Below are 22,356 nucleotides of genomic sequence, written 5' to 3' on the forward strand. Positions count from 1 at the left end.
GGTGGGCCCCAGCGAACCGGTCGGACCGGTCGGACCCGTGTGCCCTGGAGTGCCGGGCGAACCGGCGGTGCCAGGCGTGCCGGCGAGGCCCTGCGGACCGGTGGGCCCCAGCGAACCGGTCGGACCGGTCGGACCCGTGTGCCCTGGAGTGCCGGGCGAACCGGCGGTGCCAGGCGTGCCGGCGAGGCCCTGCGGGCCAGTGGGCCCCAGCGGACCGGTCGGGCCGGTCGGGCCGGTGTGCCCCGGCGAGCCGAGCGAGCCGGCCGTGCCAGCAGGCCCCTGCGGACCGGTCGGGCCCGTGGGCCCCTGCGGGCCGCGGCAGCCGGTGTGGTCATCGGCACGCCTGCAGTGGTCATCGCCGCCGCCACCGCCCGCCGGGGTGAGGGCCGAGGTGGTCGGAGCCGCCAGCACCCCCAGACCCATCACCGCGGCGGCCACAGCCACGCGGGCTGCCCTACGAGCGTTCACGATCTTCTCCTTCGACAGGTGGCACCGGGGCCGCACCCGAAGTGATGGATGCTCACATTGAGTGACAGTGAGCGTTTATCACCCTGCCTCAGCCACTGGAGGGCCGCCACCTGGAAGCCGCGCCCGCGGCCGGAACGCCACCGTTGGCACGGGCGCAACGAACTGCGCCGACGCTCGTTCCTCACGCCATGAGGAATGTCATCACCGCGCGGCGACGGTCGCACATCCTGGTCGCAGTCGCCGCCCTGACGCTGGGAGTTACGGGCACGGGGATCGCGCAGGCGAGCCCGGCGGCAGCCGGCTGCCCGACCGCGGAGATCTTCGCGAGCAACAACACCGCGATCATCACGGATCCGGCCGACCCCCGGCTCAAGACCCGTCTGACGCGCTTCGACCATGTGGTGCGAGCGATCATCCAGGCCCATGGCGCGCGGCCCGGCGCCTCGAAGCTCCTGGACGGCGTCTTCTGGTCCGGTGACCTGAAGCAGGCCAGCTACGAGCGCTCACGCGAGTTCGACGTCAACAAGGTCGGCCGCGACGGGCTGCACCACATCGCGGGCGTCATCGCCAAGCAGTACCACCAGGAGTCGGTGCTCACCTTCCGCTGTCTGCCGCAGGCCTCGTCGGAGGCCGACGCGGTCGAGATCCAGGTGCCCGGCGTCAACCGGACCCGCCTTCACGACACGCTCCTCGCCGACCCCGAGGCCCGCGACGAACTCGGCGGCGGCTCGGTCACCCTGGACGGCCGGCTCATCCTCATCGCCCCGCTCGCCGACCTGCCGTCGGCCCAGAAGTTCACGGCCGAACTCGGCGTCGACTGGAACAAGGCCGAGCTGCGCTACGGCGACGAGGAGTTCGTCAGCTGAGGAGCGTCAGGCCCGCGGCGGCGGCGCACGACGACGGCTTCGGGCCCACCGTCCTCGGTTGCCCCGGGACGGTGCGCCTACCGCTCCCCGGCCGGCAGGTGGGCTGCTGCCGGGGCGGCGGTGAGCAGCGCGTGGACGGCTGCGCGGACCTGGTCCGCGACCACCTCGGGGGCGGAGGTGTCGAGCTTGCCGTCGAGGTGCAGGAAGGCCAGGCCGTGGACGAGCGCCCACACCGCGGTCGACATCGCCTCCGGATCGGCCCCGGGGAAGGCCTCGCGGACGACCGCGCGGACGTAGTCCCACATGGCCGCGGTCGCCGCCACCCGCTCCTCGTCGGCCGGGTCGCAGGGCTCCGCGAACATCACCCTGAACAGCGCGGGGCGCTCCAGTGCGAAGCGGACGTAGGCGACGGCGATCGCGGCCAGGCGGTCGGGCGTCCGGGACGAGGGGTGCGCCGCGACCAGCTGTTCGGCGAGTTCGCGGTAGCCCTGCGCGGCGACGGCGGAGACGAGGGCGTCACGGTCCGCGTAGTGGCGGTAGGGGGCGGTCGCCGAGACGCCGGCCCGTCGGGCGACGGCGCGCAGGGACAGCGCGGCGCTGCCGTCCTCCTCCAGCAGTTCGCGCGCGGCGCGCAGGCAGGCGGCGCGCAGGTCGCCGTGGTGGTACGAGCCGGTCTGCTGTGGCATGGGCCACCCTCTCCGATGTTTGCAGTGCATACACCGCTGCCCTAATGTGTGTGGTGTACACATTCTAGTCGATGCATGGGAGGCCCACATGACGGGCGAACTGTTCTCGCCACTGCGCCTGAGCTCAGGGGCGGAACTGGGCAACCGGATCGCGAAGGCGGCCATGGAGGAGAACATGGCCGGCGACGGCCAGCTGCCCGATGGGCGGCTGGCGGCCCTGTACCGGCGCTGGGCCGCGGGCGGCACCGGCCTGCTGATCACTGGGAACGTCATGGTCCACGCCGAGGCCCTGACCGGCCCCGGCGGCGTCGTGCTCGACGACGCCGCGCCGCTGGCGCCGTTCGCCGAGTGGGCCAGGGCCGCCAAGTCGGGCGGCGGGGCGGTGTGGATGCAGATCAACCACCCGGGCCGTCAGGTGCAGGCCGGCATGCCGGGCGTGGTGTGGGGTCCGTCCGCGGTGGGCGTCGACCTGGGGCGGCACAGCGGTCGCTTCGGCCGCCCCGTCGCCATGACCGCCGAGCAGATCGAGGCGACGGTCGCCCGGTTCGCGGTCACGGCCGCGCGCGCCGAACAGGCCGGGTTCGACGGAGTGGAGGTCCACGCCGCCCACGGCTACCTGCTCTCACAGTTCCTCTCCCCCCTGGTCAACCGGCGCACCGACGCGTGGGGCGGATCGCTGGAGAACCGGGCCCGGATGCTGCTGGACGTCGTGCGCGCCGTTCGGGCCGCCGTCTCGCCGTCCTTCGCGGTCGCGGTGAAGCTCAACTCCGCCGACTTCCAACGCGGCGGCTTCGACGCCGACGACGCCCGGCAGGTGATCGCGATGCTCGCGCCGCTCGGCGTCGACCTGGTCGAACTGTCCGGCGGCAGCTACGAGAGCCCCGCCATGACCGGCCGCCCCGCCGAGGCCCACTCCCCCTCGCGCTCCGGCTCGGACTCGCGCTCCAGCTCCGGCTCCGGCTCCAGCTCCAGCTCACGCGAGGCCTACTTCCTCGACCTGGCGGCCGACCTGGTGCGCACCAGCCCCCTGCCGCTGATGCTCACCGGCGGCATCACCCGGCGCGCCACCGCCGAGCGGGTCCTCGCCAGCGGCGTCGCGGTCGTCGGCCTGGGCACCGCCCTCGCCGTCACCCCCGACCTGCCCCACCGCTGGGCGGCCGACCGCGAGGCCGACCGGCAGCTGCGCCCGGTGACCTGGTCCGACAAGGCCCTCGCCTCCGCCGCCGGCATGGCACAGGTCCGCCACCAGTTGCGCCGCCTCGCCCGCGGCAGCAATCCCGCCCCCGGCACCCACCCGGCCTTCGCCCTGCTCTCGGAACAGCTCGGGCAGCGAAAGGCCCTGCGCCGCTACCGCGCCTGGCTGCCCACCGCCGGCAGCAACCCCGCATAGCCGGGGGCCCAGGGGCCCCGCGCGGCAACAGCGTCGGCCCGCGTCGATTCACGCGGGCCGGCGCTGCTGTTGCGATGGTCACACCGTGTGGTGCTGGTCACTGCTCCTGCGGGCCGAGCGCACGGACCAGGGCCGACACGTCCTGGTACTCGCGCCAGTGCACCACCTGGCCGCCGCGGGCCGTCAGCACGACCACGAACGCAGCCGTCTCGCTCTTGCCGGTGGTGGTCAGGGTTCCGCTCAACTCGTATTCAGCGACGATCACTTGCGGATCGGCGGTCTGGTGGACGGCGATGGTCCGGAACTCATCGAACCGCACGGGCAGCGCGGCCCGCGTGGAAGTGGTGAAGGCGGTGTACTGCGCGCGGTCGTTGAAGTGCCGCGGGCTCTCGGACGGGGACAGGGGGAGTTCGATCACGACATCCTCGGCGAGGAGGTCCTCGGTGAGGCCGATTTCACCGGCCAGTACGTTCACCCGGAAGCGTTCGAAGATCTCCAGCGGGCTCAGCTTCGCGGAGTCGGTGGACTCGGGCATGGCAGATCCTTCCAGGGGGAGTTGTCCCAGTAAGGCGAGTCACTGCTCAAGAAGAAGTATGAGTCCCGTCTCCGCATCGGAACGCTCTGCTTTCGGCCATCCTCAAAGACCCGCCGGCCGCCACCGGTGCCGGTGCCGCCGCCGGCGCCGCGCGACAACGGGCCGCTGATCAGCGGCAGTTGAGCTCAGGACCGGCGTGCCCGCAGGTACTCGCGGCCCAGCAGGCGCACGGCGCCGAGCGTGCCGGGGCCGGCGGAGCGCCGGAGCAGGGCGGGGATGTCCCGGCGGGCGGCGGCGCCGGTCAGCTCGTCCAGGCCGATCATGCACCGGACCATGGGCCGATGGGCGGGCGGGACGAGGCCGACCACGGCGCGGCTCTCGGCGAGCGTGCGGTCGACCTCGTCGAGCAGACCGGTGATCAGCTCCCGCACGGCAGGCAGGTCGCGGGCCTGCTCCAGATCACCGCGGGTGACACCGTGCCGCTCCAGTCTCTGCGCGGGGATGGTCAGGCGGCCCTGCGCCAGGTCCTCGGCGAGGTCGCTGACGAAGTCGAGCCGCTGGCTGGCGTCGATGAAGAGGCGGCAGGCGGCTCGGTAGGCCTGCTGGTCGCCGTCCGGACCGAGCAGGGTGGCGACGACCATGAACGCGGGCAGCGAGTAGGCGTCCAGATAGTGCTGGTAGTCGGCCTCGGTGGCGAAACCCGCGAAGTCGAGATCCGCGGCGGCCCCGGCGAGGAAGTCCAGCACGCACTCGCGCAGGACGGGGTGCGCGGCGACGGTGTTGAGCAGCGGTCGCAGCTCGGGGTCGTCGCTGTGGGCTCGGGTCAGGCTGTCGGTGACGTCCTGCTCCCACTGGACGTACGCCGCCTTGCGGCTCTCTCGCGGACCGCTGTCGAGGAGGTTGTCGGTGTGGTGGATGAAGGCGGTGGCGGCTATCAGGTGCGGGACGACCGACGGCGGCATCAGCAGCCCCAGGGCGAGCGGGACCTCCCGCTTGTACGCCGCGACGCGCGTGCGCTGCCGTTCGTAGTCAGCGCGCAGCCCCGGCTCGGTTATCCCCGCCGCGCTCAACGCCCGCTGCCATCCGCCCACGTGCCCCTGACCTTCCGCCCGACCGGCACCCCGGCCGAGCGCCGGTTCCGTCCACCGGGGCCACCGAGCCCCCCGAGACGCTACCGCACCGCACGGGGCACCGATCGGGCCTCCCCCGCCGCCGACATACACAATGCGTCAGCAGCGCGTCAGAGCGCCGTCAATCGCGGCGCTCCCGCCGCCCGGACGCCGCAGACTTTCTCCACCTGCAGGTCCGCAGGCCGTTCTGGAGGTGAGCCGCGTGTCAGTCTTCGCCGCGTTCCATTCCCTGGCCCCCGACCTGAGCCGCCGCGGCCACGGCCTGCGCACCACCTTCTCGCTGATGCTGGACCGGCTGGCCGCCGGCTCGCTCGACAACTCCGTTCTCCAAGCCGTGGGGGCGCCGCGGCGCACGCCCACCGAACGGGTGGCCATGCGGGCCCACTGGCGGACCGTCACCCGCGAGGACGGGACGACCCGGCTCGAAGCCGTCTGGCATCCCTCGCGCTGACCGCCCAGCACGACCCGGGCGCCGGCACCGACGCGTAGGTACCCCCATGGCCGGCGACCCCGGTGCCGGCAGCCGAGGCGGCCGGGGAAGGACCGGGCTCGTGGCCCGGACCAGGAAGGAGTCAGCGTGTCGTCAGCGGCGTGCGCCACAGTGAAAATCTCTGTGAGCCAACGGTAGGGGACACCATCGTGAGCACTCTCAAGCGCCGCCTCGCGGCCGCCGCCGCTGCCGCGTGCCTGACTGCCGGGCTCGGCGTCGCCACCGCGGGCACCGCCCAGGCCACCGCGGCGAGCTGCGGCCTGACCGACGTCGGCAACCCCGGCATCCTCACCATCGACGGGACCAGGCCCGTCGGCCAGGTCCAGCAGATCTACAACACCTGCAACGGCACCGCCCAGGCGCACTTCGTCTGGGACAGCCAGTACCGGAGCGCATTACCCTTCGCCGACGCCACCGTGGCCCTCACCGCGTCGAACGGCACCGTGGCCTCGGTCACCCAGCCCGCCTCCGCCGGCCAGACCGTCGACACACCCTGGGTGGACATCAACAGCCAGAACCCGCAGACCTATCAGGCCTTCACCCAGGTCATCTGCGTGCAGGGCTACGGCTCGTGGCACGCCTACGCGGACGGCTCGAACTGGGGCGACAGGGCATTCAACTCCTGCATCTGACGCACGCCGCACAGCTGACGGGCGTCGGATGCCCAACCGGCGCCCGTGTACCGGCCATGGTGTCCGATTTCCGCCAGCCGTCCTCGGCCCGAGGTGGCATCCTGGACCGTGCCGCGCACCGGCGCCGGGAGCGGAGAATGGGACCAGGTGGAGGAGGGCAGTGGTGACGTACCAGCACGCCATGGTGAGCACGGGTCTGGGCGAGCTCCTGATGGTCTCGGACGGAGCGGCGCTGACCGGGGTCTACTTCGAGGGGCACCGGTACCCGCCGGCCGCCGAGCAGATCGGCGGGCGGGTCGGCGAGCGCGAGGACGCGGTGATCGCCCGGACCGCCGACGAGATGCGGGAGTACCTCGCCGGTGAGCGGCGCGACTTCGAGGTCCCGGTGCACCCGCGTGGTGACGACTTCTCCCAGCAGGTGTGGCGGATCCTCACGCAGATCCCGTACGGCGGGACGACGACCTACGGAGCCATCGCGCAGCAGCTGGGGAACAAGCTGATGGCGCAGCGCGTGGGACAGGCGGTGGGGCACAACCCGGTGAGCATCGTCATCCCGTGCCACCGGGTCGTGGGGGCGAACGGCTCGCTCACCGGCTTCGCCGGCGGGATCGACCGCAAGCGCACCCTGCTCGACCTGGAGGAGCCCGCGGAGGCGGCCGCCATGCGGCTGTTCTGACGTCCCGGTGGCCGGCGGCTCTCCGCAGAGTGCCGCCGGCCACCCGGCCGCCCGGGGCGTGCTCAACTCACCTTGAAGCTGCGCACCTCGTCGTCCTGCTCGTTGCCGGGTTTCAGGGTGTTGTCGGCCACCCGGTGGGCGCAGTCGGGCCGGTCGTAGAGCTGGATGCCGTGCCCGGTGTCGTCGCGCAGCGCGAACGCCGGCGCGTCCGCCCGGGCGGCCAGCGGCGCCACGATGTTGCGGCATTCGCCGGCCTGCAGGCCGCCCACCGTCTGCGCCAGTTCCGCCGGGCCGGTGGCGGCGGCACTGTGGTAGCGCAGCAGCACGCTGCCGGCGATGGCGGCGTCGGTGTCCTGGGCGGTGCCCGGCAGCGGGTCGGCCCACGGCTGGACCTGCGTGACCGGGCGGGCCGCGCTGTCCCGGTTGCGGTAGGACGTGCCGGGCTTGAGCTCAGTGGATCCGAAGAGCTCCGGAACGGTGACCGGGGTGTAGCCGGCCCGGCGCAGGTTCCGGATGAGCTGCGGGACGGCGGCGAGGGTGTCGCGCTGGTTCTCGGTGTCGTGCATCAGGACGACCGACCCGGCGCGCACCCCGGCCTCGGCGCGGCTGAGCACCTGGGCGGGGTCGTGGTGATACCAGTCCAGGCTGTCCAGGTCCCAGAGCATCAGGGGGTGGCCGTAGGCCGCGACCTGCGCGCTCTGGTTGCCGTAGGGCGGACGCACGAGCGCGGGACGCGTCCCCGTGATGTCGGCGATCGTCTGTTCGGTACTGGCGAGTTGGTCGTGCACCTGAGCGGGTGTCAGCGCCCCCAGGTACGGGTGGGTGTAGGTGTGGTTGCCGATCGCGTGACCCTCGGCGACCTCGCGTCTGACGAGCTGCGGCCGGTACTGCGCCTCCTGGCCGACCAGGAAGAAGGTCGCCTTGGTGTGGGCGGCGGCGAGGTCGTCCAGCAGGGCGCCGGTCGCGGCCGACGGCCCGTCGTCGAAGGTCAGCGCGACGCAGGCCAGCCGCGCGCAGTCCGGCGCCGGTGGCGTGGCCCCGGCCGGGTCCTCGGCCGGGGCCAGCAGGGCCGCGCACAGGCACATCAGCGTCGGCAGGGCCGCGGCCCCCAGCCGTTCGCCGCGCGTGGCACCCAGCCGCTCGCCAGGCGTGGTCACCAGCGACCGGCCGTGCCGTCGGGCGCCCAGGCGCTCGGTCAGCCGCTCGGTCAACCGGCGCGGATCCCGACGGGCCGAGCAGCCGGGGTGGGCCGGCGGCTGGTCCACCGGAGCCGGCTCCTGCCTCGGCGAGCCCTCGCAGGTGCGGCCGACTCCGTACCCGTGCCCGTGCCGGCGTGCTCCGCGGCCGTGCCGGTGCGGGTGCGGGTCCTGGTGGACGGTGGTGACGGGAGCGCGATGCGTCCGGTCGTCAGGCGTCCAGTACTTGAGGAGCGTGGCGGCCGATCGGCGGGCGCGCGCGAGGCGTGACATGGGTTCTTCCTTCAGCTGGAACCGCGCCGGACACTGGTCCGGGGGGCTTCAGTCGTTTCCATCTGAATCCGTTTATATGACTTATTCGTTCCTTACTTCACCCGCACGAAGGACAGGGAGCGGGGCACCCTTGCCAGGCCCACGCGAACGGCGCAGCCTTGCGGTGTACACGACGAACCCGGCGGTCCACGGCGTCGGTCCCGGTGAACAGGAACCTCACGATGGGAGAAGCAGTGGTGTCAGCGGCTTCGCATCCGACCGTCCGCAGCGTGACCTACGATCTGCTGCGCACCCTTGGACTGACCACCGTCTTCGGCAATCCCGGTTCGACGGAGGAGACCTTCCTCCAGGAGTTCCCCGGCGACTTCAGCTATGTACTGGCCCTTCAGGAGGCCTCGGTGGTCGCCATGGCCGACGCCTTCGCCCAGGTCACCGGCCGCCCGGCGCTGGTCAACCTGCACTCCTCGGCGGGGCTGGGCAACGCGATGGGCAACCTGGTGACCGCGTTCCACGCCTTCCCGGCCTCGATGTCGCCTCCGTGGCCCGCGGCTTCGGCTGCTGCGCCGTCGACGTCAAGACCACCGACGACCTGGAACGCGAGTTCGCCCAGGCCCTCAGCGCCGGCATCACGACCGTCATCGTGGTCGCCACCCAGCCACAGGAGGCGGCACTGTAGCCGCCCCGCCGGGCCCCGTTCGACCGGGCCGAGTTCCGGTCGGGGCAGCCCAGTTCGAACCCGACCGGCTCACGCCGGCGCTTCGAGCCCGTACGGGTGAATCTGGGAATTTCGTGCATTTATCAGCGCTTACGATCGACTGCTATGACAGAAAGTCGGAGCAGTGGAGCGGCCCAGCACACGGCCGACGTGGTGATCCTCGGTGCCGGACCGGCCGGGCTGGTGCTCGGAAACCTGCTGCTGGCACGCGGGATCGACTGCGTCTTACTCGAACGGGCCGACCGCGCGCACCTCGGGTCCCGGGCGCGCGCGGGTTTCCTGGCCGCGAACACCGTGCGGATCCTGGAGCGGCACGGACTGGCCGAAGGGCTGCGCCGACGCGGCCGGGAGCACGCCAGCTGCGAGTTCCGCACCGAGGAGGGCCGCTTCCGGCTGGACTACGGCAGCCTCGGCCTCGGGGAGCGGCACACCGTCTATCCGCAGCAGGACCTGGTGACGGATCTGCTGACCCGCTATCTGGCCGACGGCGGGCGGCTCCGTTTCGGGACCGAGGCACTGGCCGTGCTGGACGCGGACAGCGCACGGCCCTCGGTCACGGCCCGCGAGGCCGACGGCCGTCCGGTCCACTGGCGGGCCAGGTACGTGGCCGGCTGCGACGGCCGGCACGGCGCCGCGCGGCGCTCGCTGCCGCCCGGTGCGGTCCGGCGCTACCACCGCGACCACCAGGTCTCCTGGCTCGGCCTGCTCGCCGAGGCGCCGCCGAGTCTGGACGCGGTGGGCTACGCGGTGCACGAGCGCGGATTCGCCGGACACATGGCACGCACCCCCGAGGTCACCCGCTACTACCTGCAGTGTGAGCGCGGCAGTTCGCCCGACGCGTGGTCCGAGGAGCGGATCTGGGACGAGCTGGCGCTGCGGATGCGCAGCGCGGACTACGGCCCGCTGAACCGGGGCCCGGTGCTCCAACGCACCGTCGTCGACCTGGAGTCCGATGTCCTCGAACCGCTGCGCCACGGCGCGCTGTTCCTCGCGGGGGACGCCGCGAGCCTGCTGTGCCCGGCCGCCGCCAAGGGGGCGAACCTCGCCGTGCTGGAGGCGGAACTCCTGGCCGCCGCCCTGATCGACGACCTCGTCCGCGGCGACTCCGCAGGGCTCGCGCGCTACTCGCAACGCTGTCTGGCCCACGTCTGGCGGGCGCAGGAGTTCTCGCAGTGGATGGTCCGGCTGCTGCACGCGGCCTGCGGACCGGACGACGCCGCGTTGTTCCACAACTCCCTGCGACGCTCCCGCATCGAGTCGCTGCGCACCTCGCGCAGCCAGCAGCACTGGTTCGCCGAGCACTACGTCGGCGTCTGAGGACTGCCGGGGCACGAGCGCTGCCGGCGCACGAGAGCCGCCGGCACATGAGAACTGCCGGGGCATGAGAACTGTGCCACCTACCTACCGAATTGAGGATTCCTCCACAATGGTGACAACGATCCCGAGCGAGCCGACGACGGTCCCCGGTGACGCGGCGCGCTTAGCCGCGACCGTGGACTTCGTCCGGGAGCAGCACACCGCCACGCTGCTGCCGCTCCTGCTACCCGGACTCGACGGCCCGGAACTGCGGGCGCTGGTGGGGCGCTGCCGCTTCTCGCACGCGGCACTGCTGGTGTTCCCCACGGACCCGCAGGCGCTGCGCACCCAACTCGCCGACTGCGGACTGGATCCGGCGGTGGTGCCACAGCCCAGCGTCGTCGTCCGGCAGCGGCTGGCCGCCCGGCACCGGCGCGACGCCGCGGAACTCGACGTGCGCATCCTGCGGCCACCGGTGCTCGGCCCGGACGGGGCGCACCGCACGGTCGAGATCTTCACGCTGACCGTGCCACCGGGGTCACCGCTGGCCGCGATCGCCGAGCACGAGCGCGACCGGCAGCACGAGGCGCATCTCGCCTTCGAGGTCGAACGGCCGGATCCGCTGGTGCTGCGCGGACTGTGCGCGATCCTGGCGCGGCACGGCGCACTCGCCGACGGCGGCGGGTACAACCAGCACGAGGACGGCACGGTCCTCTACTTCACCGCACCCGCCGACTCGAAGTCCGGCTACCGCCGGGTGGAGCTCTACCTGCACGGCGACCACCGGGACGTCCTCGCCTCCCATCTGGAGGAGTCCCGCGCGCGCCGGCCTGCCGAAACGCTTCTTCGCCTGCTGACCGGGGCATGGGCGACCCAGGCCCTGGCCGTCTTCGCCGACCTACGGGTCCCCGACGCCATGGACACCCGCGCGGCGACCGGTGCCGGGGCGCTGGCCCGGGCGGTCGGCGCCGACCAGGAGAGCCTGGCGCGACTGCTGCGCTACCTCACCGTGCCGGGGGTGGTGGCGGCGGAGCACGACGGCTTCCGGCTCACCGAACTCGGCGCGCTGCTCCGCGCGGACTCGCCCGGCTCGATGCGCCCGCTGGCCCTGATGTACGGCGGCCCGTTCTACCAGTCCTTCGCCCACCTCGCGCACACCGTGCGCACCGGGGAGACGGCCTTCGACCACCTCTTCGGCGAGAACCACTTCGACCACTTCGCCCGCGACCCCGAACTCGCCCGGCTGTTCGACCAGTCCATGGCCGCGAGCTCGCGCATGTTCGAGCCGCTCACCACCCATCCGGTGGTCACGGCCGTGAGCGCGGCGCCCGGCCCCAGGAGCGTCGTCGACGTCGCGGGCGGCAACGGCGAGCTGCTCGCCCGCCTGCTGACCGCGCACCCGCGCCTGAACGGCGTCTTGCTCGAACGCCCGCATGTCATCGAGGCCGCCCGCCGGTCACTGGCGGCCGCCGGCTGCGCCGAGCGGTGCGACCTCCGGGTCGGCGACTTCGCCGACGTACCGCCGGGCGGTGACCTCTACCTCCTCTCCCGGGTGCTGCACGACTGGGACGACGACCGCTGCCGCGAGATCCTGCGCCACCTCGCCCGCGCGATGCCCGCCCACGCCGACCTGCTCATCGTCGAGCGGGTGCTGCCCGCCGACGGCTCGCCCTCGCTGGCCCTCTCGTGGGACCTGCACATGATGTGCAACGTCGGGGGCCGCGAGCGCCGCACCGATCACTACGCCCGGCTGCTCGCCGAGGCGGGGCTCACCCTGCTGGACCGCTCGCCGCTGCCCTTGGACGCCGACGTGCTGCACGCCCGCAAGGCCACCGCCGAGAGCGCCGAGCTGCCCCGCCAGCTCCCCGGACTCCGCTGAGCCGTTCGGTGGCCCGGCGCGTCAGCTGACGCGCCGGGCCACCGGAAGGGTCCGACCCACCGTTCGGGCCTCCGCCGTCACGGCGTCCTACACCCTCGTCCTACGCCCTCGTGCGCGGGTCACTCCGGCCACGGGGAGTCGAGGATGGTGCGCACGAAGTCGGCGCGTTCGAAGCCCGGCACCCGGTGCGCCAGCACGTCCGCCTTGACGTTCCCGAAGGTCGTCTCCGGCTTGTGCCGGACTCCCTCGGTGAAGGCCTCCAGGATCCGCTCCTTGAAGCCCGGCCGCGGGTGGAGGGCGGTGATGGCCGAGCGGTCGGCCTCGTCGATGTCCCGGTACCCGATACCCAGCACGTCGTACTCGACGCCGGCCGTCACCAAGGCGACCTCGGGCTCCATGAACTGCGGGATCCCGGGCGTGGTGTGCAGCGCGATCGCGGTCCACACCCGCCGGACGCTGTCCTCGGGGACCGCGTGCCCCTGGAGGAACCGGCGGGCCTCGTCCGCGCCGTCCACCTCGAAGCGCCGCCCGCTGGTGCGGAACCGCGAGCCGAGGCCGAGATCATGGAACATCGCGGCGACGTACAGCAGTTCAGGATCGAAGCTCAGGTCCCGGTTCCGGCCCTGCAGGGCACCGAAGCAGTACACCCGGCGCGAGTGGTGGTAGATCAGGTCACTCGTCGCCTCCCGCACCAGTTCGGTTGCCTCGCGGGCGAGCTTCGTGTCCGGCACGCTCACCGGACCGACGGACAACGTATCCATGGCACCCATCCCAGGTAGTGGCCGACCAATCACGTCGCCTTCGCGACTCCCCCAGCCTCTCCCGTCCGGCCGGGCGCTGCCATGTCCACCAGGCCATCGGTGCCACAGATCCGGACATCGCGGATCCGCTGGGGAGCCCTCCGGTTCGCCGTCCACGCCCTGTCCGAGAACCTGCGCGAGGAGGTCGCCTCGCGCGGCATCCGGGTGGTCACCATCGCCCCCGGCGCCCCCGGCGAGCCGCCCGGGTCACGAACCGGAGGTGGCCGCGGAGAGCGTCGTCGCCATCACCGGGCTCGTGAACGTGTTCGTCGCGTCGCCCGGGGACGGGTGGTACGACCCCCACTTGAGGTAGTCGCTGGTGCCGTCGTACGTGGTCCCCACGAACGTGCCCGCGCCGGTGCTGAACGTCTGCTTCACGCCGTCGAACCAGAAGTCGATGCTGCCGTCGGTACGGCCCAGGTGGATCTTCAAGGCGTAGGAGTGCCACTGGTTGTTCGCGATCGGCGCGGACCACAGGGCGTGCGAGACATGGTCGACGTCCCACTCCTGGAGGCGGATCCGACCGTTGGTCGCGTCGAGCTCGATCGGGTGGTTCGCCGTGCCGACGCTCGGAGAGCACTTGAGCTGGAAGACGTAGCGGTCGCCGGAGTCGCTGATGTTCAGCTTCGACGACCACCCGACGTAGAACGTGTTCCCCTCCGTCAGGCCGCCGCTGAGCGCCTCACAGCGCTCCTGCCCGGCGCCCTGGTCGGCCCGCCACACCCGCCGCCCCTTGCCGGGATCGTCGACGACACCGAACCCGCCCGGCGCGCACTGCACGGAGGCGAACGACGACGGGCCGACGGACGTGCTCGGCTCCCAGATCACCGGCCCCGCGGCGTTGCTGGGCGTGGCCGCACCGCACGAGATCGCGAGCGCGGCGACGGCCACGCTCGCGCCGCTGAGCTTCCGGTTGGCGAACAGCAAGGACATACCGCTCCTCAGTTTGATGGGTTCAGCCGACCCGGCCTGCGATCGCGCCGGGAGGAATCGTCCCAGCGGCCACCGGCCAGGGGAACGCTTCGCCCGCACGACTGTCCTTTCGGGCAACCACGGTGGTGTCTACGGCCGGTCCGGCTCGTCGGCGGTGGGCTGGGCCTGCTGCTCCTCGGCGGCGATCTCGGCCTGGACACCCGGGCGCAGGCCGATCATCGCCACGACGGCGGCCACGGCCATGATGGCTGCCATCCAGTAGAGGACCGCCTGGGTGGCATGGGCGAAGTCGGCCCGGAAGAACTGCGGGATGTTCGCGCTGCTCCCGCCACCGCTCCGTGCCTGGACCTGCGACAGGTGGGCGGCCTCGGAGACTGCCTGTGCGTGGGGCAGACCCTGGGCTACCAGGGAGTCGGTCAGGCGGGAGCGCAGTTCGGTGACCAGGACGGTGCCCAGCACGGCCAGGCCCAGACTCGCGGCGTAGTTGCGGACCGTCTGGGTGATGCCGGTCGCCTCGCCGTAGGACAGCCGCGAGGCGCGGTTGACCGCGTCGGTACTGGCCGGGGTCAGCATGAAGCCCATGCCCGCGCCGGCCAGGACGACGTCCCACTGCTGCGAGCCGAAGCGGAGCGTGGTCGCGTCGCCCGCCCACAGGTAGAAGCCGACCGCGGCCAGGACGCAGCCGATCACCACCGGCCGCTTCGCGCCGTCCCGGTCGAGCATCCGGCCGCCGAGCTGGGAGGCGATCACGAAACCGATGAAGAAGTAGAGCAGGAAGATACCGGCGTTCGCGGAGGAGTCGCCCAGCGAGATCTGCGCGTACTCGCTGGAGAAGAAGAACACCGGGACGAAGACCAGCATGGAGATGCCGAGCACCAGGTTCTGCACGGAGAACGCGCGGATGCGGAAGATGTCCACCTGGATCAGCGGCGAGGCGGTGCGCTTCTCGACGACCGCGAAGACGATCAGCAACAGGACGCCGGCCGCGATGCACAGCCCGATCGCGGGGTTCGACCAGCCCCAGATCTGGGACTGCTGGAACCCGAAGACGCTCAGCGCGACACCGCTGGCGATCAGCGCGAGGCCCCGGTAGTCCATGGGTGCCGGTCGGCTTGCCGTCACCGGCTTGGAGAGCGCGATCAGCAGCAGCGCGATCGCCGCCACCGGCAGGTTCACCCAGAAGATGGCCCGCCAGGTCCACTCGGTCAGGTAGCCGCCGAGGACCGGTCCGATGGCGGTCAGCCCGCCCGCGATGCCGAAGAACAGGGCCAGCGCCCGCCCCCGCTCGCGCAGTGCGAAGTTCTGCACCACGATCGCCAGCGCCGCCGGGAACATGATGGCGCCGCCGATCCCCTGGACCGCGCGGAAGGCGACCAGCCAGGCCTCGGCGAGGCTCCCTTGGGGGGTGAAGCCGCAGCAGGCCGAGGCGGCCGCGAAGATCAGCACCCCGAGCACCACCATCTTGCGGTGGCCGACGGTGTCGGCGAGCCGGCCGCCGAAGGCGAAGAACGCCGCCAGGGTGAGCAGGTAGGCGTTGACCGCCCACTGCACGCCGGTGGTGGTCAGGCTCAGCTCACGCTGGATGTCCGGCACGGCGATCGACACGATGGTCTGGTCGATGAAGGTCATCGCGACGGCGAAGATCATCGCCGCGAGCACCAGGTAGCGCGAGGATCCACTGACGGGAGCAGCGCTCACGGTTCACTCCTGCCTCCGGGGTGCATCCGCGAGGGTGCTGGAACGAGCCCTGGCGGCGGATGCCCTGTGGGGCGAGCCTGTCCGGGGAGGGACGGGCACGGCTCTCAGCCGTTCATACGGCCGTTTTGATGCTAGCCGAGCGGCCCGGGACCACGCCTGACGGAGCGTTGCGCACTCCGGTCCGGCGCGATCGGACAGCTCACCCGGACGGCCGAGCGCGGCGTCGGTCTGCTCAACGGCCCCGTGGACCGGCCCTGGGGGCTTCGCACCGCGAGCTTCCGCGATCCGGGTGGCCACATCTGGGAGATTGCCGCTCCCAGCGCGCCGGACCCGGCAGGCGCATAGCGCCCCCGGCTGGTGTGGGACGGGCCGGAGGCGGCCTGGGTGGCGCAAGGAGCAGTCAAAGATCACGATCTACGGCTGGGTACGGTGCGGGTCAGGGCGCGGAAGCTCTCCAGGGCCTCCAGCAGGCGGCGGGCGTCCTCGCGGGCGGCGGACGGCAGGCCGGCCATCAACTCGCCGACCAGCACCGGCTCCCGTTCGGCGAGTCGGCGCAGCAGCGGTTCCACCTGCTGCCGCGTCAGCGTGGTGCGCAGCACGTGTCCGTTGGCGGCGCACAGCAGCACCCCACCGGCCGGCTGGTGCAGCACCCGGGCACGGGCGCGTACCGCCGTGCCGTCGTCCAGGGGCTGCGGCGCCTCGGGCGGCGGGACGGGGCACAGGCCGGACGCGCTCCAGTTGCGGAGCGAGACGGAGGCGATCCGGTCCTGCATCCGGTCGGGGTCGCCGTACTCCTGGAAGACGCGCAGGGTCTGCTCCAGCGCTTCGGGCAGCGCGCCGTCCGTCGGTGGTTCGGGCACCGACAGCGGGGCGGTGGCGGTGGGCAGCCGCACCAGGCCGGCGTCCGGATCGACCATCGCGTCCGGGGCCTTGCCCAGCAGCAGGTCGTCCACGTCGTAGACCGCGCGGTGCGACTCGCGCGGCACGCCGACGTTGACGCTGGTCGCGGCCCCGCCGTCGATGCTCTCGCCGACGTGGTAGTAGTCCGCGGGCCAGTACAGCAGGTCGCCGGGCTCGGGCTCGGCGGTGAACGAGGCGGCCAGGTAGGGCTGGTAGTCCAGCACGGTGGTCACCGGCTCGGTCCACGGGCGCTCCCGCCAGAACCGCATCCGCTTGCGGCCTTCGAGGGCGAACAGGAAGGTCGCGAAGCGGTCCTTGTGGACGCCGACCGGGGTGTGCTCGTAGGTGCCGTGGAAGAGCGTGGTGATCGCCCCCGACAGCGGCAGCCCGGTGCGCTCCCACAGCGGCTCGAAGAACGCACGCTCGCGCTCCCACTGCCCGGCGTGGAAGGCGTGGAAGGCGTGCACGACCAGCGCGTACCGCCGCTCCTTCGAAAAGGCCGCCAACTCGGCGTCCAGCCGCTGCCGGTAGCCGTCGAAGGTGCCGTCCTCGGCGCGCGGGAACCAGTTGGCGGGCTCGGACTGCTGGAAGCGTCCGACGGCGAACTGTGCGTTCGGCGGCATCAGGTACGCGCTGGGCGGCCGGGTGGCGAGCGCGGTGGCAGCGAAGACCTCGCGCATGTCGAAGGGCGCCGGGCGGACGGCCTTGATCAGCACCGGGCGCCGGTCCCAATAGCACGCGGTGAACTCGTCCCAGTCGAGGGGGCCTTGGACGATGGCCAGGTCGCTCACGTGTGCCGTCGTCATCCGTCCGTCCTCTCGCCGTCGGTCAGGTCGATCCCACGCAGCCGGTAGAGCTTGCGCAGCAGCGCGGTCACGGCGCCGTTGTGCTCGTCCGCGCCCGCCGCCCGGCACAGCTCGCCGACCGTCAGTTCGCGGCCGGGCCGCAGTTGCTGGGCGATCCGCTCCCCCGCCGCCCCGCCGATCGGGAAGGCGTGCCCGTTGACGGCCCAGATCCGGCGGCCGGGCCCGTCCGGCAGCCGGACGATCGCGCGCACCACCCGCAGCCGCTGCCCGGGGGCGAGCGGGACGTCGGCGCGCGGCTCGGGTGCGGGTTCCAGCCCGGCCGAGGAGCACCAGGCCGCCCACCGGGTGCGCAGCGCGGCGGGCAGCTCCGCGCCCCCGGCTGCCGCGCGGGCCGCCTCGCCGATGGCGGTCATGGGGGCGGCCGGGGCGGCGGGCCCGCCGGTGGGTGGGGGGTAGGGCAGGCAGGGCACCGTGCCGTCGTACTCCAGGCGGTCCCGCACGTCCTCGGCCAGCAGGTTCTTGACCGCGCCGGTCGCCAGGCGCTGCGCACGGGGGACGGAGATCCGCAGCGTCGTGCAGCCGTCGAGGTGGGTTTCGCGCCAGCGGGAGCCCTCCGGCCAGTACAGCAGCTCGCCGGCGACGGCCCGCAGGACGCGCGGCTCGCCGTCCACCTCGTGCAGTTCGGCCTCCAGGGCGCCGTCCAGCACCCAGGTCAGCACCGCGTGTTCGGAGTCGACGGCCAGGCCCCGGACACGGGTGTAGTCGTCCCCCTCGGTCAGCTCGGCCTCGACCGGCAGGCACGGCCAGCCCACCTGGCGCCACAGCTCGGTGAGGGTGTCGCGGACCGCCGACCACAACGGGTAGTCGGTGTGGAGGGGCTGACGGACGCTCAGCAGGAATCCCGCGTCCGGCCCGCTGCCGGGCGGCTCGCGGCGCAGCCGGGCCCGATAGGTGGCCGGGCTCGGGTCGGCGGCGTCGGGCAACAGTCGCCCCGGCGCGCCGAGCCAGCCGAGCGGGGTGTGGAAGCGAACCTGCGGGAAGGTCCGGAACACCGTTCCGGCGCGGAAGGACTCGCAGGCGGCGACGATCGTGCGGTGGAGGTGCGCCGAGTCCGCCGGGGCGGCGGCCGGGAGCAGGGCGGGCTCCTTGCCCCAGGCACGGGCGAGGAGTTCGGTCCAGTCGGTCGCGATCACGCCTGTACCCCTTCGTTCTCGGGTGCCGGGTACTTCTCCGCCAGCAGGGCCGCGTAGGCGGCGAGCGGGTCGAGGCCGACGGCCGCGCGGCGCTCGTCCACCTGGTCCTCGTCCTCGATCGGGCACGGCCGCAGCTCGCCGCCCGCGACCCGTTCGAACTTCGTGCCGTACAGCTGCGGGCGGCCCTCGGCTCGGCGCAGCGAGTCGGTGAGGTAGGCGGCGTCGCGCGGCAGCATGTCGCCGTCCTCGGCCGCGGCCTCGATCAGGGCCAGGCACTCGCGCTGGAACGCGAGGTCGCCGGTGTGGTGCTGGAGCAGCGTGCTCGCCGCCGTGGCGGCCTCCTCACCGACCAGGCTGCGGCCGGGCCAGCCGTGCTCGGCGACCACGCCGCGCAGCCAGGCGATCCCGGCGCCGGTCAGCCGGTCGAGCTGCGCTTCCAGACCGGTGTCGGTGAAGCCCCCGGCGGCCCAGGGGGCGCGCAGCGACGCGTCGGTCCGGCCCAGGCGCAGCAGCCGTTCGCGGATCTCGACGGCCGGCCGAGCCGGGTCAGCCGTGCCGGTCAGGGAGTCGATGCGCAGCCGCAGCTTCGCCTCGTCCCATCGATAGGTGATGCGGCGGGCCGCCTCCGGCCAGTCGAAGGACACCTCGCCCTCACGCGGGCCGCGCCACCTGAGCCGTACCCCGAGCTCGGGGTCGTGCACATCGCTCTGCTTTGGCATCAGGTCGCCGTACACGTGTTCGACCGCGTCGCGCAGGGCGATGCCGAGCCCGGCGAGGTCCAGCTTCCCGCCTTCGCGGACGGCGGCGACCGGCGGCCAGGGTCGGTCCTCGCCCCACCGGGGGGCATCGGTCGGGTACGTGCGTAACTCGCGGCCGGGCGGCACCCGCATCGCCAGCAGTGGGCCGCCGTCGGCCGCGCGGAAGAAGTACGGGACGTCGCCGCGGGCGAGCTGCTCCGACTCGCCGTCGGTGAACGGGACTTCGCCGCCGTCCGGGTAGTCGGCCGTCGGGCGGGCGATCACCCGCACCACGTGCCCGGCGGCCCGCTCCCCGATGAACTCGGCGATCCGGGCGCGGTTGCGGCACATCAGCGTCCAGGCGTCGAACATGCCGCGCAGCAGTGCCGCCAGGTAGGGGCCGTATCCGGCGCGGCCCTCGGTGTCCCCGACCACCGTGCGGGTCTCGGTCCGGGTCAGGGACAGGGTCCGCCGTTCCAGCCGCAGCGAGCCGTCCGGCTGCGGGCGCCAGCAGGTCGCGGGGCCGTCCAGCTCGCACCAGCGCGCGACGTTCTCCAGGCCGGCGTGGTGGTGCGCGGAGACCGCGGGATCGAACAGCAGCCCGGTCTCGAACAGGCGGTCCAGATCGGCGAAGTACGCCTCCAGGTCGACCGGGAACGGCAGCGGCTCGCCATCCCCCGGGCGCTGCCCGATCAGCACGTTGCTGCCGATCAGGTCGGCGATCCCGAACGCGAACGCGGCGGCGGCCAGCGACCCGGCGCGGTGCCAGTAGCGGGCCGCCGCCCCTGGTTCGAGGACGGCGCCGCGCAGGCTCAGCTCGCCGTCGGCACGCAGGACGCCCCACGCGTCCGGCGGCTCGATCCACTCCTGCCAGGAGTAGCACGCCCGGTCCGGGCCGCTGCTCGTCCAGCTCCGCATGGTCGGCAGCCGGATCGGACCGGACACCGGGGGCAGCGCGTTGAGCAGGGCGAACACCGAGCCCTCGGTGGCCAGGAACAAGATCTCGCCGGTCGCGGGGCGCGGCTTGTAGGCGAGCCGGGTGCCGTCGGCGAACTCGACGCGCAGCACGCGCTGGCCGCCGTTGTGCGTCTCCTCGCCGTTCGCCCACAGGCCGGCGACCCGGCGGTCGGGGGGCTGGTCGCGGGCCAGCCGCTCCAGGAACAAGGCCAGGAAGTCCAGGTACTGCTCGGCCCGTTGGGCGACGAAGGCGGCGGCGCGCTCGGGCGGGTCGGCCACGCAGGCTTCCAGGGCCTCGGTGAGCAGCGGCCCGAACAGGTCCGCGTTCTCCGGCCCTAGCACCTGCGGATCGACCCGCCGGGCGTCGGCATCGACCCGCGCGGACCAGGCGTCGATCCGCCGCAGCGCATCGTGCAGCGGCGCGAAGCGGGCGTCGGCCAGCGCATGCGCCAGGGCCCGCGCGTCGGACGGGCCGCCCAGCGGGCGTTCGACGGCGAGCGTGCCGTCCGGCCCGGGGCCGGCCACCGGCGGGAACGCCCGGCCCGCCCTGCCCTCGGCCAGGGCCGTCAGCAACCGCCGTGTTGCGGACGGGAGTTCGGGCGAACCGGTGGCGTCGCCGGGATCGCGCAGTTCCATTCAGCCCCTAGCCAGGAGATCGATGTACGGCCGCGCGGCGCGGCCGGTCGGGCCGGCGCCGCGCGGCGTCGTGGTCTGCGCTGTGCTGTGCCTAGAAGCAGCAGTAGACGCCCGCACAGGACGACGAGTGCGGGAAGCTGTCCATCCTGGTCTGCCGGTGGTCCGGAACGTCCTGCTCCAGGTCACCGATCACCAGGTCGAACTCCTCGTCCGCTGTGAGGGCGTCGCTCTGCCGCGCCTGCACGGTCGAAGTCTCCATCGCTATCTCCGGACGGTGGAAGCGGCATGGCAAGAGTCGGATGCCGCCGGATCCGGCGGCTCACGACGTTGTCCGGGGGGAGCCGTTCCCAGGGAAGGCTCCAGCATCGCTTACTACAGAAAACAGTAGACGCGGTGACAGCTCCCGACATCCCGCGTGCTTTCCGGAGCACTCTGCTCCAGTTCGCCGATCACGAGGTCGAACTCCTCGTCGGTGATGAGGGTGTCGCCCTGCGGAGCTTGTACGGTGGGAGCTTCCATGGAGAGTCCTCCTGACACAGGTGTGGCACCACAGGCCACCACGACTCAGGTGACCAGGTGTCGTGCGGCCTCACTGAATATGCCTCGGTCGCGCGTGACGCGACCGTCAGCCAGTGTTGCCCAGCCGGACAGCACCGTCAACAGAACTGCCACACCGGTACGCCGACTTCGGCTGCGCGGACATCGACCAACGGTCGATGCCCGGCACCCGCCCCGCCCCGCCAGGCCGGGGGGCGGCCGAGCGGATGGCTTGGCACGGACCATCCTGACCCAGCGCTGAATCAGTCGACGACCGGCCCTCGGAGAGCGGCGCCAGGAGCGGCGCAGGGTCACCGTCGACGAGTGCCCGCACGACTGGCGGGGAATCGACAGGCAGGCCCTACGCCGCGATCAGCCTCGACGCGTCGTCAGCCGGCTGCGCCAGGCTCGCGACGACCGCGTCGGACGGCACGGCGATCACCGTGCACAGGGCCCGGGCCACGCAGTAGCGGCTGACCGTGCCGTGCACCAGGCGCTGCAGCGGACCCCGGCGGCCGGCGCCCACCACGAGGACGTCGTCCGGGCGGTCGGCGATCCGGACCAGGGCGGGGCCGGCCTCGCCGCGGATGACGACCGGGTCGATCCGCAGACCGGTCGGGTAACCGCCGAGGGCGTCCGCGAACGCCTCATCGAGACGGGTACGGGCGGCCTGCTGCCAGAGCGCCGCCAGTGACGGGCAGGGGTGGGCCCGCTCCCCGCCGACCGGGGTCCAGGCGATCACCGGGACGAGGACGGCGCCCAGCCTGCTCGCCTCGGCCACGGCACGTCGCAGGACCACGGCGCTCCGCTTCGATCCGCTGACTCCGACGACGACCCGGCTGGTCTCGGCCATGGTGCTGCACTTCCTCGATCTTCCGACCCCACTCGGGGGCCTTCGCTTTCCAGACGCCATGCGAACTGGACCTT

The 22,356-nt window shown here is 72.8% G+C and carries 22 protein-coding genes and 2 pseudogenes; 10 read left to right on the forward strand and 14 right to left on the reverse strand.

The genetic code is table 11. From position 1 onward, the window contains the following. Positions 1–468, reverse strand: a pseudogene (locus ACFZB9_RS24420) (hypothetical protein); the annotation flags it as partial. Between the two features lie 188 nt (positions 469–656). Between ACFZB9_RS24420 and ACFZB9_RS24425 the strand changes: the two are divergent. Next, positions 657–1,334 carry a hypothetical protein gene (locus ACFZB9_RS24425; protein WP_391450412.1) on the forward strand — a complete coding sequence of 226 codons (678 nt, stop codon included), beginning with the start codon at positions 657–659 and terminating at the stop codon, positions 1,332–1,334. Between the two features lie 77 nt (positions 1,335–1,411). On the opposite strand, the gene ACFZB9_RS24430 is transcribed toward ACFZB9_RS24425, so the two are convergent. Next, a complete protein-coding gene (locus tag ACFZB9_RS24430) occupies positions 1,412–2,020 on the reverse strand; it encodes a TetR/AcrR family transcriptional regulator (RefSeq protein WP_391450414.1) in 609 nt (202 codons plus the stop codon). A gap of 88 nt (positions 2,021–2,108) precedes the next feature. Between ACFZB9_RS24430 and ACFZB9_RS24435 the strand changes: the two genes are divergently transcribed. After that, on the forward strand, positions 2,109–3,410 hold the full coding sequence (locus ACFZB9_RS24435; RefSeq protein WP_391450415.1) for an NADH:flavin oxidoreductase/NADH oxidase family protein: 1,302 nt from the start codon (positions 2,109–2,111) through the stop codon (positions 3,408–3,410). Positions 3,411–3,507: 97 nt separating this feature from the next. Here ACFZB9_RS24435 and ACFZB9_RS24440 read toward each other — a convergent pair whose 3' ends face one another. Both ACFZB9_RS24440 and ACFZB9_RS24445 read right to left on the reverse strand, forming a co-directional pair. Further along, complete coding sequence (locus ACFZB9_RS24440; RefSeq protein WP_391450417.1) at positions 3,508–3,945, reverse strand: nuclear transport factor 2 family protein; 438 nt, start codon at positions 3,943–3,945, stop codon at positions 3,508–3,510. A 185-nt stretch (positions 3,946–4,130) separates the two neighbouring features. Continuing rightward, positions 4,131–5,036: a phytoene/squalene synthase family protein gene (locus tag ACFZB9_RS24445; protein ID WP_391450419.1), complete on the reverse strand. Its 906-nt coding sequence runs from the start codon at positions 5,034–5,036 to the stop codon at positions 4,131–4,133. A gap of 241 nt (positions 5,037–5,277) precedes the next feature. On the opposite strand from ACFZB9_RS24445, the gene ACFZB9_RS24450 reads away from it, so the two are divergent. The 3 genes from ACFZB9_RS24450 to ACFZB9_RS24460 all read left to right on the forward strand — a co-directional run bounded on the left by ACFZB9_RS24450 (position 5,278) and on the right by ACFZB9_RS24460 (position 6,873). Further along, positions 5,278–5,526: a hypothetical protein gene (locus ACFZB9_RS24450; protein WP_391450421.1), complete on the forward strand. Its 249-nt coding sequence runs from the start codon at positions 5,278–5,280 to the stop codon at positions 5,524–5,526. Positions 5,527–5,714: 188 nt separating this feature from the next. Beyond that, positions 5,715–6,197 (forward strand): hypothetical protein, encoded by a 483-nt coding sequence (locus tag ACFZB9_RS24455; RefSeq protein ID WP_391450423.1) that lies wholly within the window; start codon positions 5,715–5,717, stop codon positions 6,195–6,197. Between the two features lie 163 nt (positions 6,198–6,360). Further along, a complete protein-coding gene (locus ACFZB9_RS24460; RefSeq protein ID WP_391450425.1) occupies positions 6,361–6,873 on the forward strand; it encodes a methylated-DNA--[protein]-cysteine S-methyltransferase in 513 nt (170 codons plus the stop codon). Positions 6,874–6,935: 62 nt separating this feature from the next. Here the strand turns inward: ACFZB9_RS24460 and ACFZB9_RS24465 are convergent, their stop codons facing one another. Then, the gene (locus ACFZB9_RS24465; protein WP_391450427.1) at positions 6,936–8,342 is read right to left on the reverse strand and encodes a polysaccharide deacetylase family protein; all 1,407 of its coding nucleotides are present in this window, start codon (positions 8,340–8,342) and stop codon (positions 6,936–6,938) included. Positions 8,343–8,563: 221 nt separating this feature from the next. Here ACFZB9_RS24465 and ACFZB9_RS24470 point away from each other — a divergent pair. The 4 genes and pseudogenes from ACFZB9_RS24470 to ACFZB9_RS24485 all read left to right on the forward strand — a co-directional run. Beyond that, positions 8,564–8,842, forward strand: a pseudogene (locus ACFZB9_RS24470) (thiamine pyrophosphate-binding protein); the annotation flags it as partial. 38 nt (positions 8,843–8,880) lie between these two features. Next, positions 8,881–9,018, forward strand: coding sequence for a hypothetical protein (locus ACFZB9_RS24475; RefSeq protein WP_391450577.1), 138 nt, complete (start codon positions 8,881–8,883; stop codon positions 9,016–9,018). 144 nt (positions 9,019–9,162) lie between these two features. Then, complete coding sequence (locus tag ACFZB9_RS24480; protein ID WP_391450429.1) at positions 9,163–10,374, forward strand: 4-hydroxybenzoate 3-monooxygenase; 1,212 nt, start codon at positions 9,163–9,165, stop codon at positions 10,372–10,374. A 109-nt stretch (positions 10,375–10,483) separates the two neighbouring features. Then, positions 10,484–12,232: a methyltransferase gene (locus ACFZB9_RS24485; protein WP_391450431.1), complete on the forward strand. Its 1,749-nt coding sequence runs from the start codon at positions 10,484–10,486 to the stop codon at positions 12,230–12,232. 119 nt (positions 12,233–12,351) lie between these two features. On the opposite strand, the gene ACFZB9_RS24490 is transcribed toward ACFZB9_RS24485, so the two are convergent. From ACFZB9_RS24490 to ACFZB9_RS24500, 3 genes are all read right to left on the reverse strand, one after another. Then, positions 12,352–12,993: an HD domain-containing protein gene (locus ACFZB9_RS24490; RefSeq protein ID WP_391450432.1), complete on the reverse strand. Its 642-nt coding sequence runs from the start codon at positions 12,991–12,993 to the stop codon at positions 12,352–12,354. 246 nt (positions 12,994–13,239) lie between these two features. After that, positions 13,240–13,965 carry a heparin lyase I family protein gene (locus ACFZB9_RS24495; protein WP_391450433.1) on the reverse strand — a complete coding sequence of 242 codons (726 nt, stop codon included), beginning with the start codon at positions 13,963–13,965 and terminating at the stop codon, positions 13,240–13,242. Positions 13,966–14,094: 129 nt separating this feature from the next. Next, on the reverse strand, positions 14,095–15,663 hold the full coding sequence (locus ACFZB9_RS24500; RefSeq protein ID WP_391450434.1) for an MFS transporter: 1,569 nt from the start codon (positions 15,661–15,663) through the stop codon (positions 14,095–14,097). A gap of 189 nt (positions 15,664–15,852) precedes the next feature. Here ACFZB9_RS24500 and ACFZB9_RS24505 point away from each other — a divergent pair, with 189 nt between their 5' ends. Then, positions 15,853–16,008 (forward strand): VOC family protein, encoded by a 156-nt coding sequence (locus tag ACFZB9_RS24505; protein ID WP_391450572.1) that lies wholly within the window; start codon positions 15,853–15,855, stop codon positions 16,006–16,008. Between the two features lie 62 nt (positions 16,009–16,070). Here the strand turns inward: ACFZB9_RS24505 and ACFZB9_RS24510 are convergent, their stop codons facing one another. The 6 genes from ACFZB9_RS24510 to ACFZB9_RS24535 all read right to left on the reverse strand — a co-directional run bounded on the left by ACFZB9_RS24510 (position 16,071) and on the right by ACFZB9_RS24535 (position 22,282). Next, positions 16,071–17,369: a JmjC domain-containing protein gene (locus ACFZB9_RS24510; protein WP_391450436.1), complete on the reverse strand. Its 1,299-nt coding sequence runs from the start codon at positions 17,367–17,369 to the stop codon at positions 16,071–16,073. Beyond that, positions 17,366–18,562, reverse strand: a complete 1,197-nt coding sequence (locus tag ACFZB9_RS24515) for a hypothetical protein (RefSeq protein WP_391450437.1) — start codon at positions 18,560–18,562, stop codon at positions 17,366–17,368. The genes ACFZB9_RS24510 and ACFZB9_RS24515 overlap by 4 nt, the downstream gene beginning before the upstream one ends. Next, positions 18,559–20,892, reverse strand: coding sequence for a DUF4135 domain-containing protein (locus ACFZB9_RS24520; RefSeq protein WP_391450439.1), 2,334 nt, complete (start codon positions 20,890–20,892; stop codon positions 18,559–18,561). Before ACFZB9_RS24520 ends, ACFZB9_RS24515 begins: the two co-directional genes overlap by 4 nt. A 91-nt stretch (positions 20,893–20,983) precedes the next feature. Then, positions 20,984–21,151, reverse strand: coding sequence for a hypothetical protein (locus ACFZB9_RS24525; protein WP_391450440.1), 168 nt, complete (start codon positions 21,149–21,151; stop codon positions 20,984–20,986). 113 nt (positions 21,152–21,264) lie between these two features. Further along, complete coding sequence (locus ACFZB9_RS24530) at positions 21,265–21,411, reverse strand: hypothetical protein (protein WP_391450442.1); 147 nt, start codon at positions 21,409–21,411, stop codon at positions 21,265–21,267. Positions 21,412–21,790: 379 nt separating this feature from the next. Then, a complete protein-coding gene (locus tag ACFZB9_RS24535; RefSeq protein WP_391450444.1) occupies positions 21,791–22,282 on the reverse strand; it encodes a universal stress protein in 492 nt (163 codons plus the stop codon). Between the last annotated feature and the right edge of the window lie 74 nt (positions 22,283–22,356).

It is taken from the genome of Kitasatospora sp. NPDC008050, assembly GCF_042957465.1.
In the GTDB taxonomy this organism is placed as follows: Bacteria; Actinomycetota; Actinomycetes; order Streptomycetales; family Streptomycetaceae; genus Kitasatospora.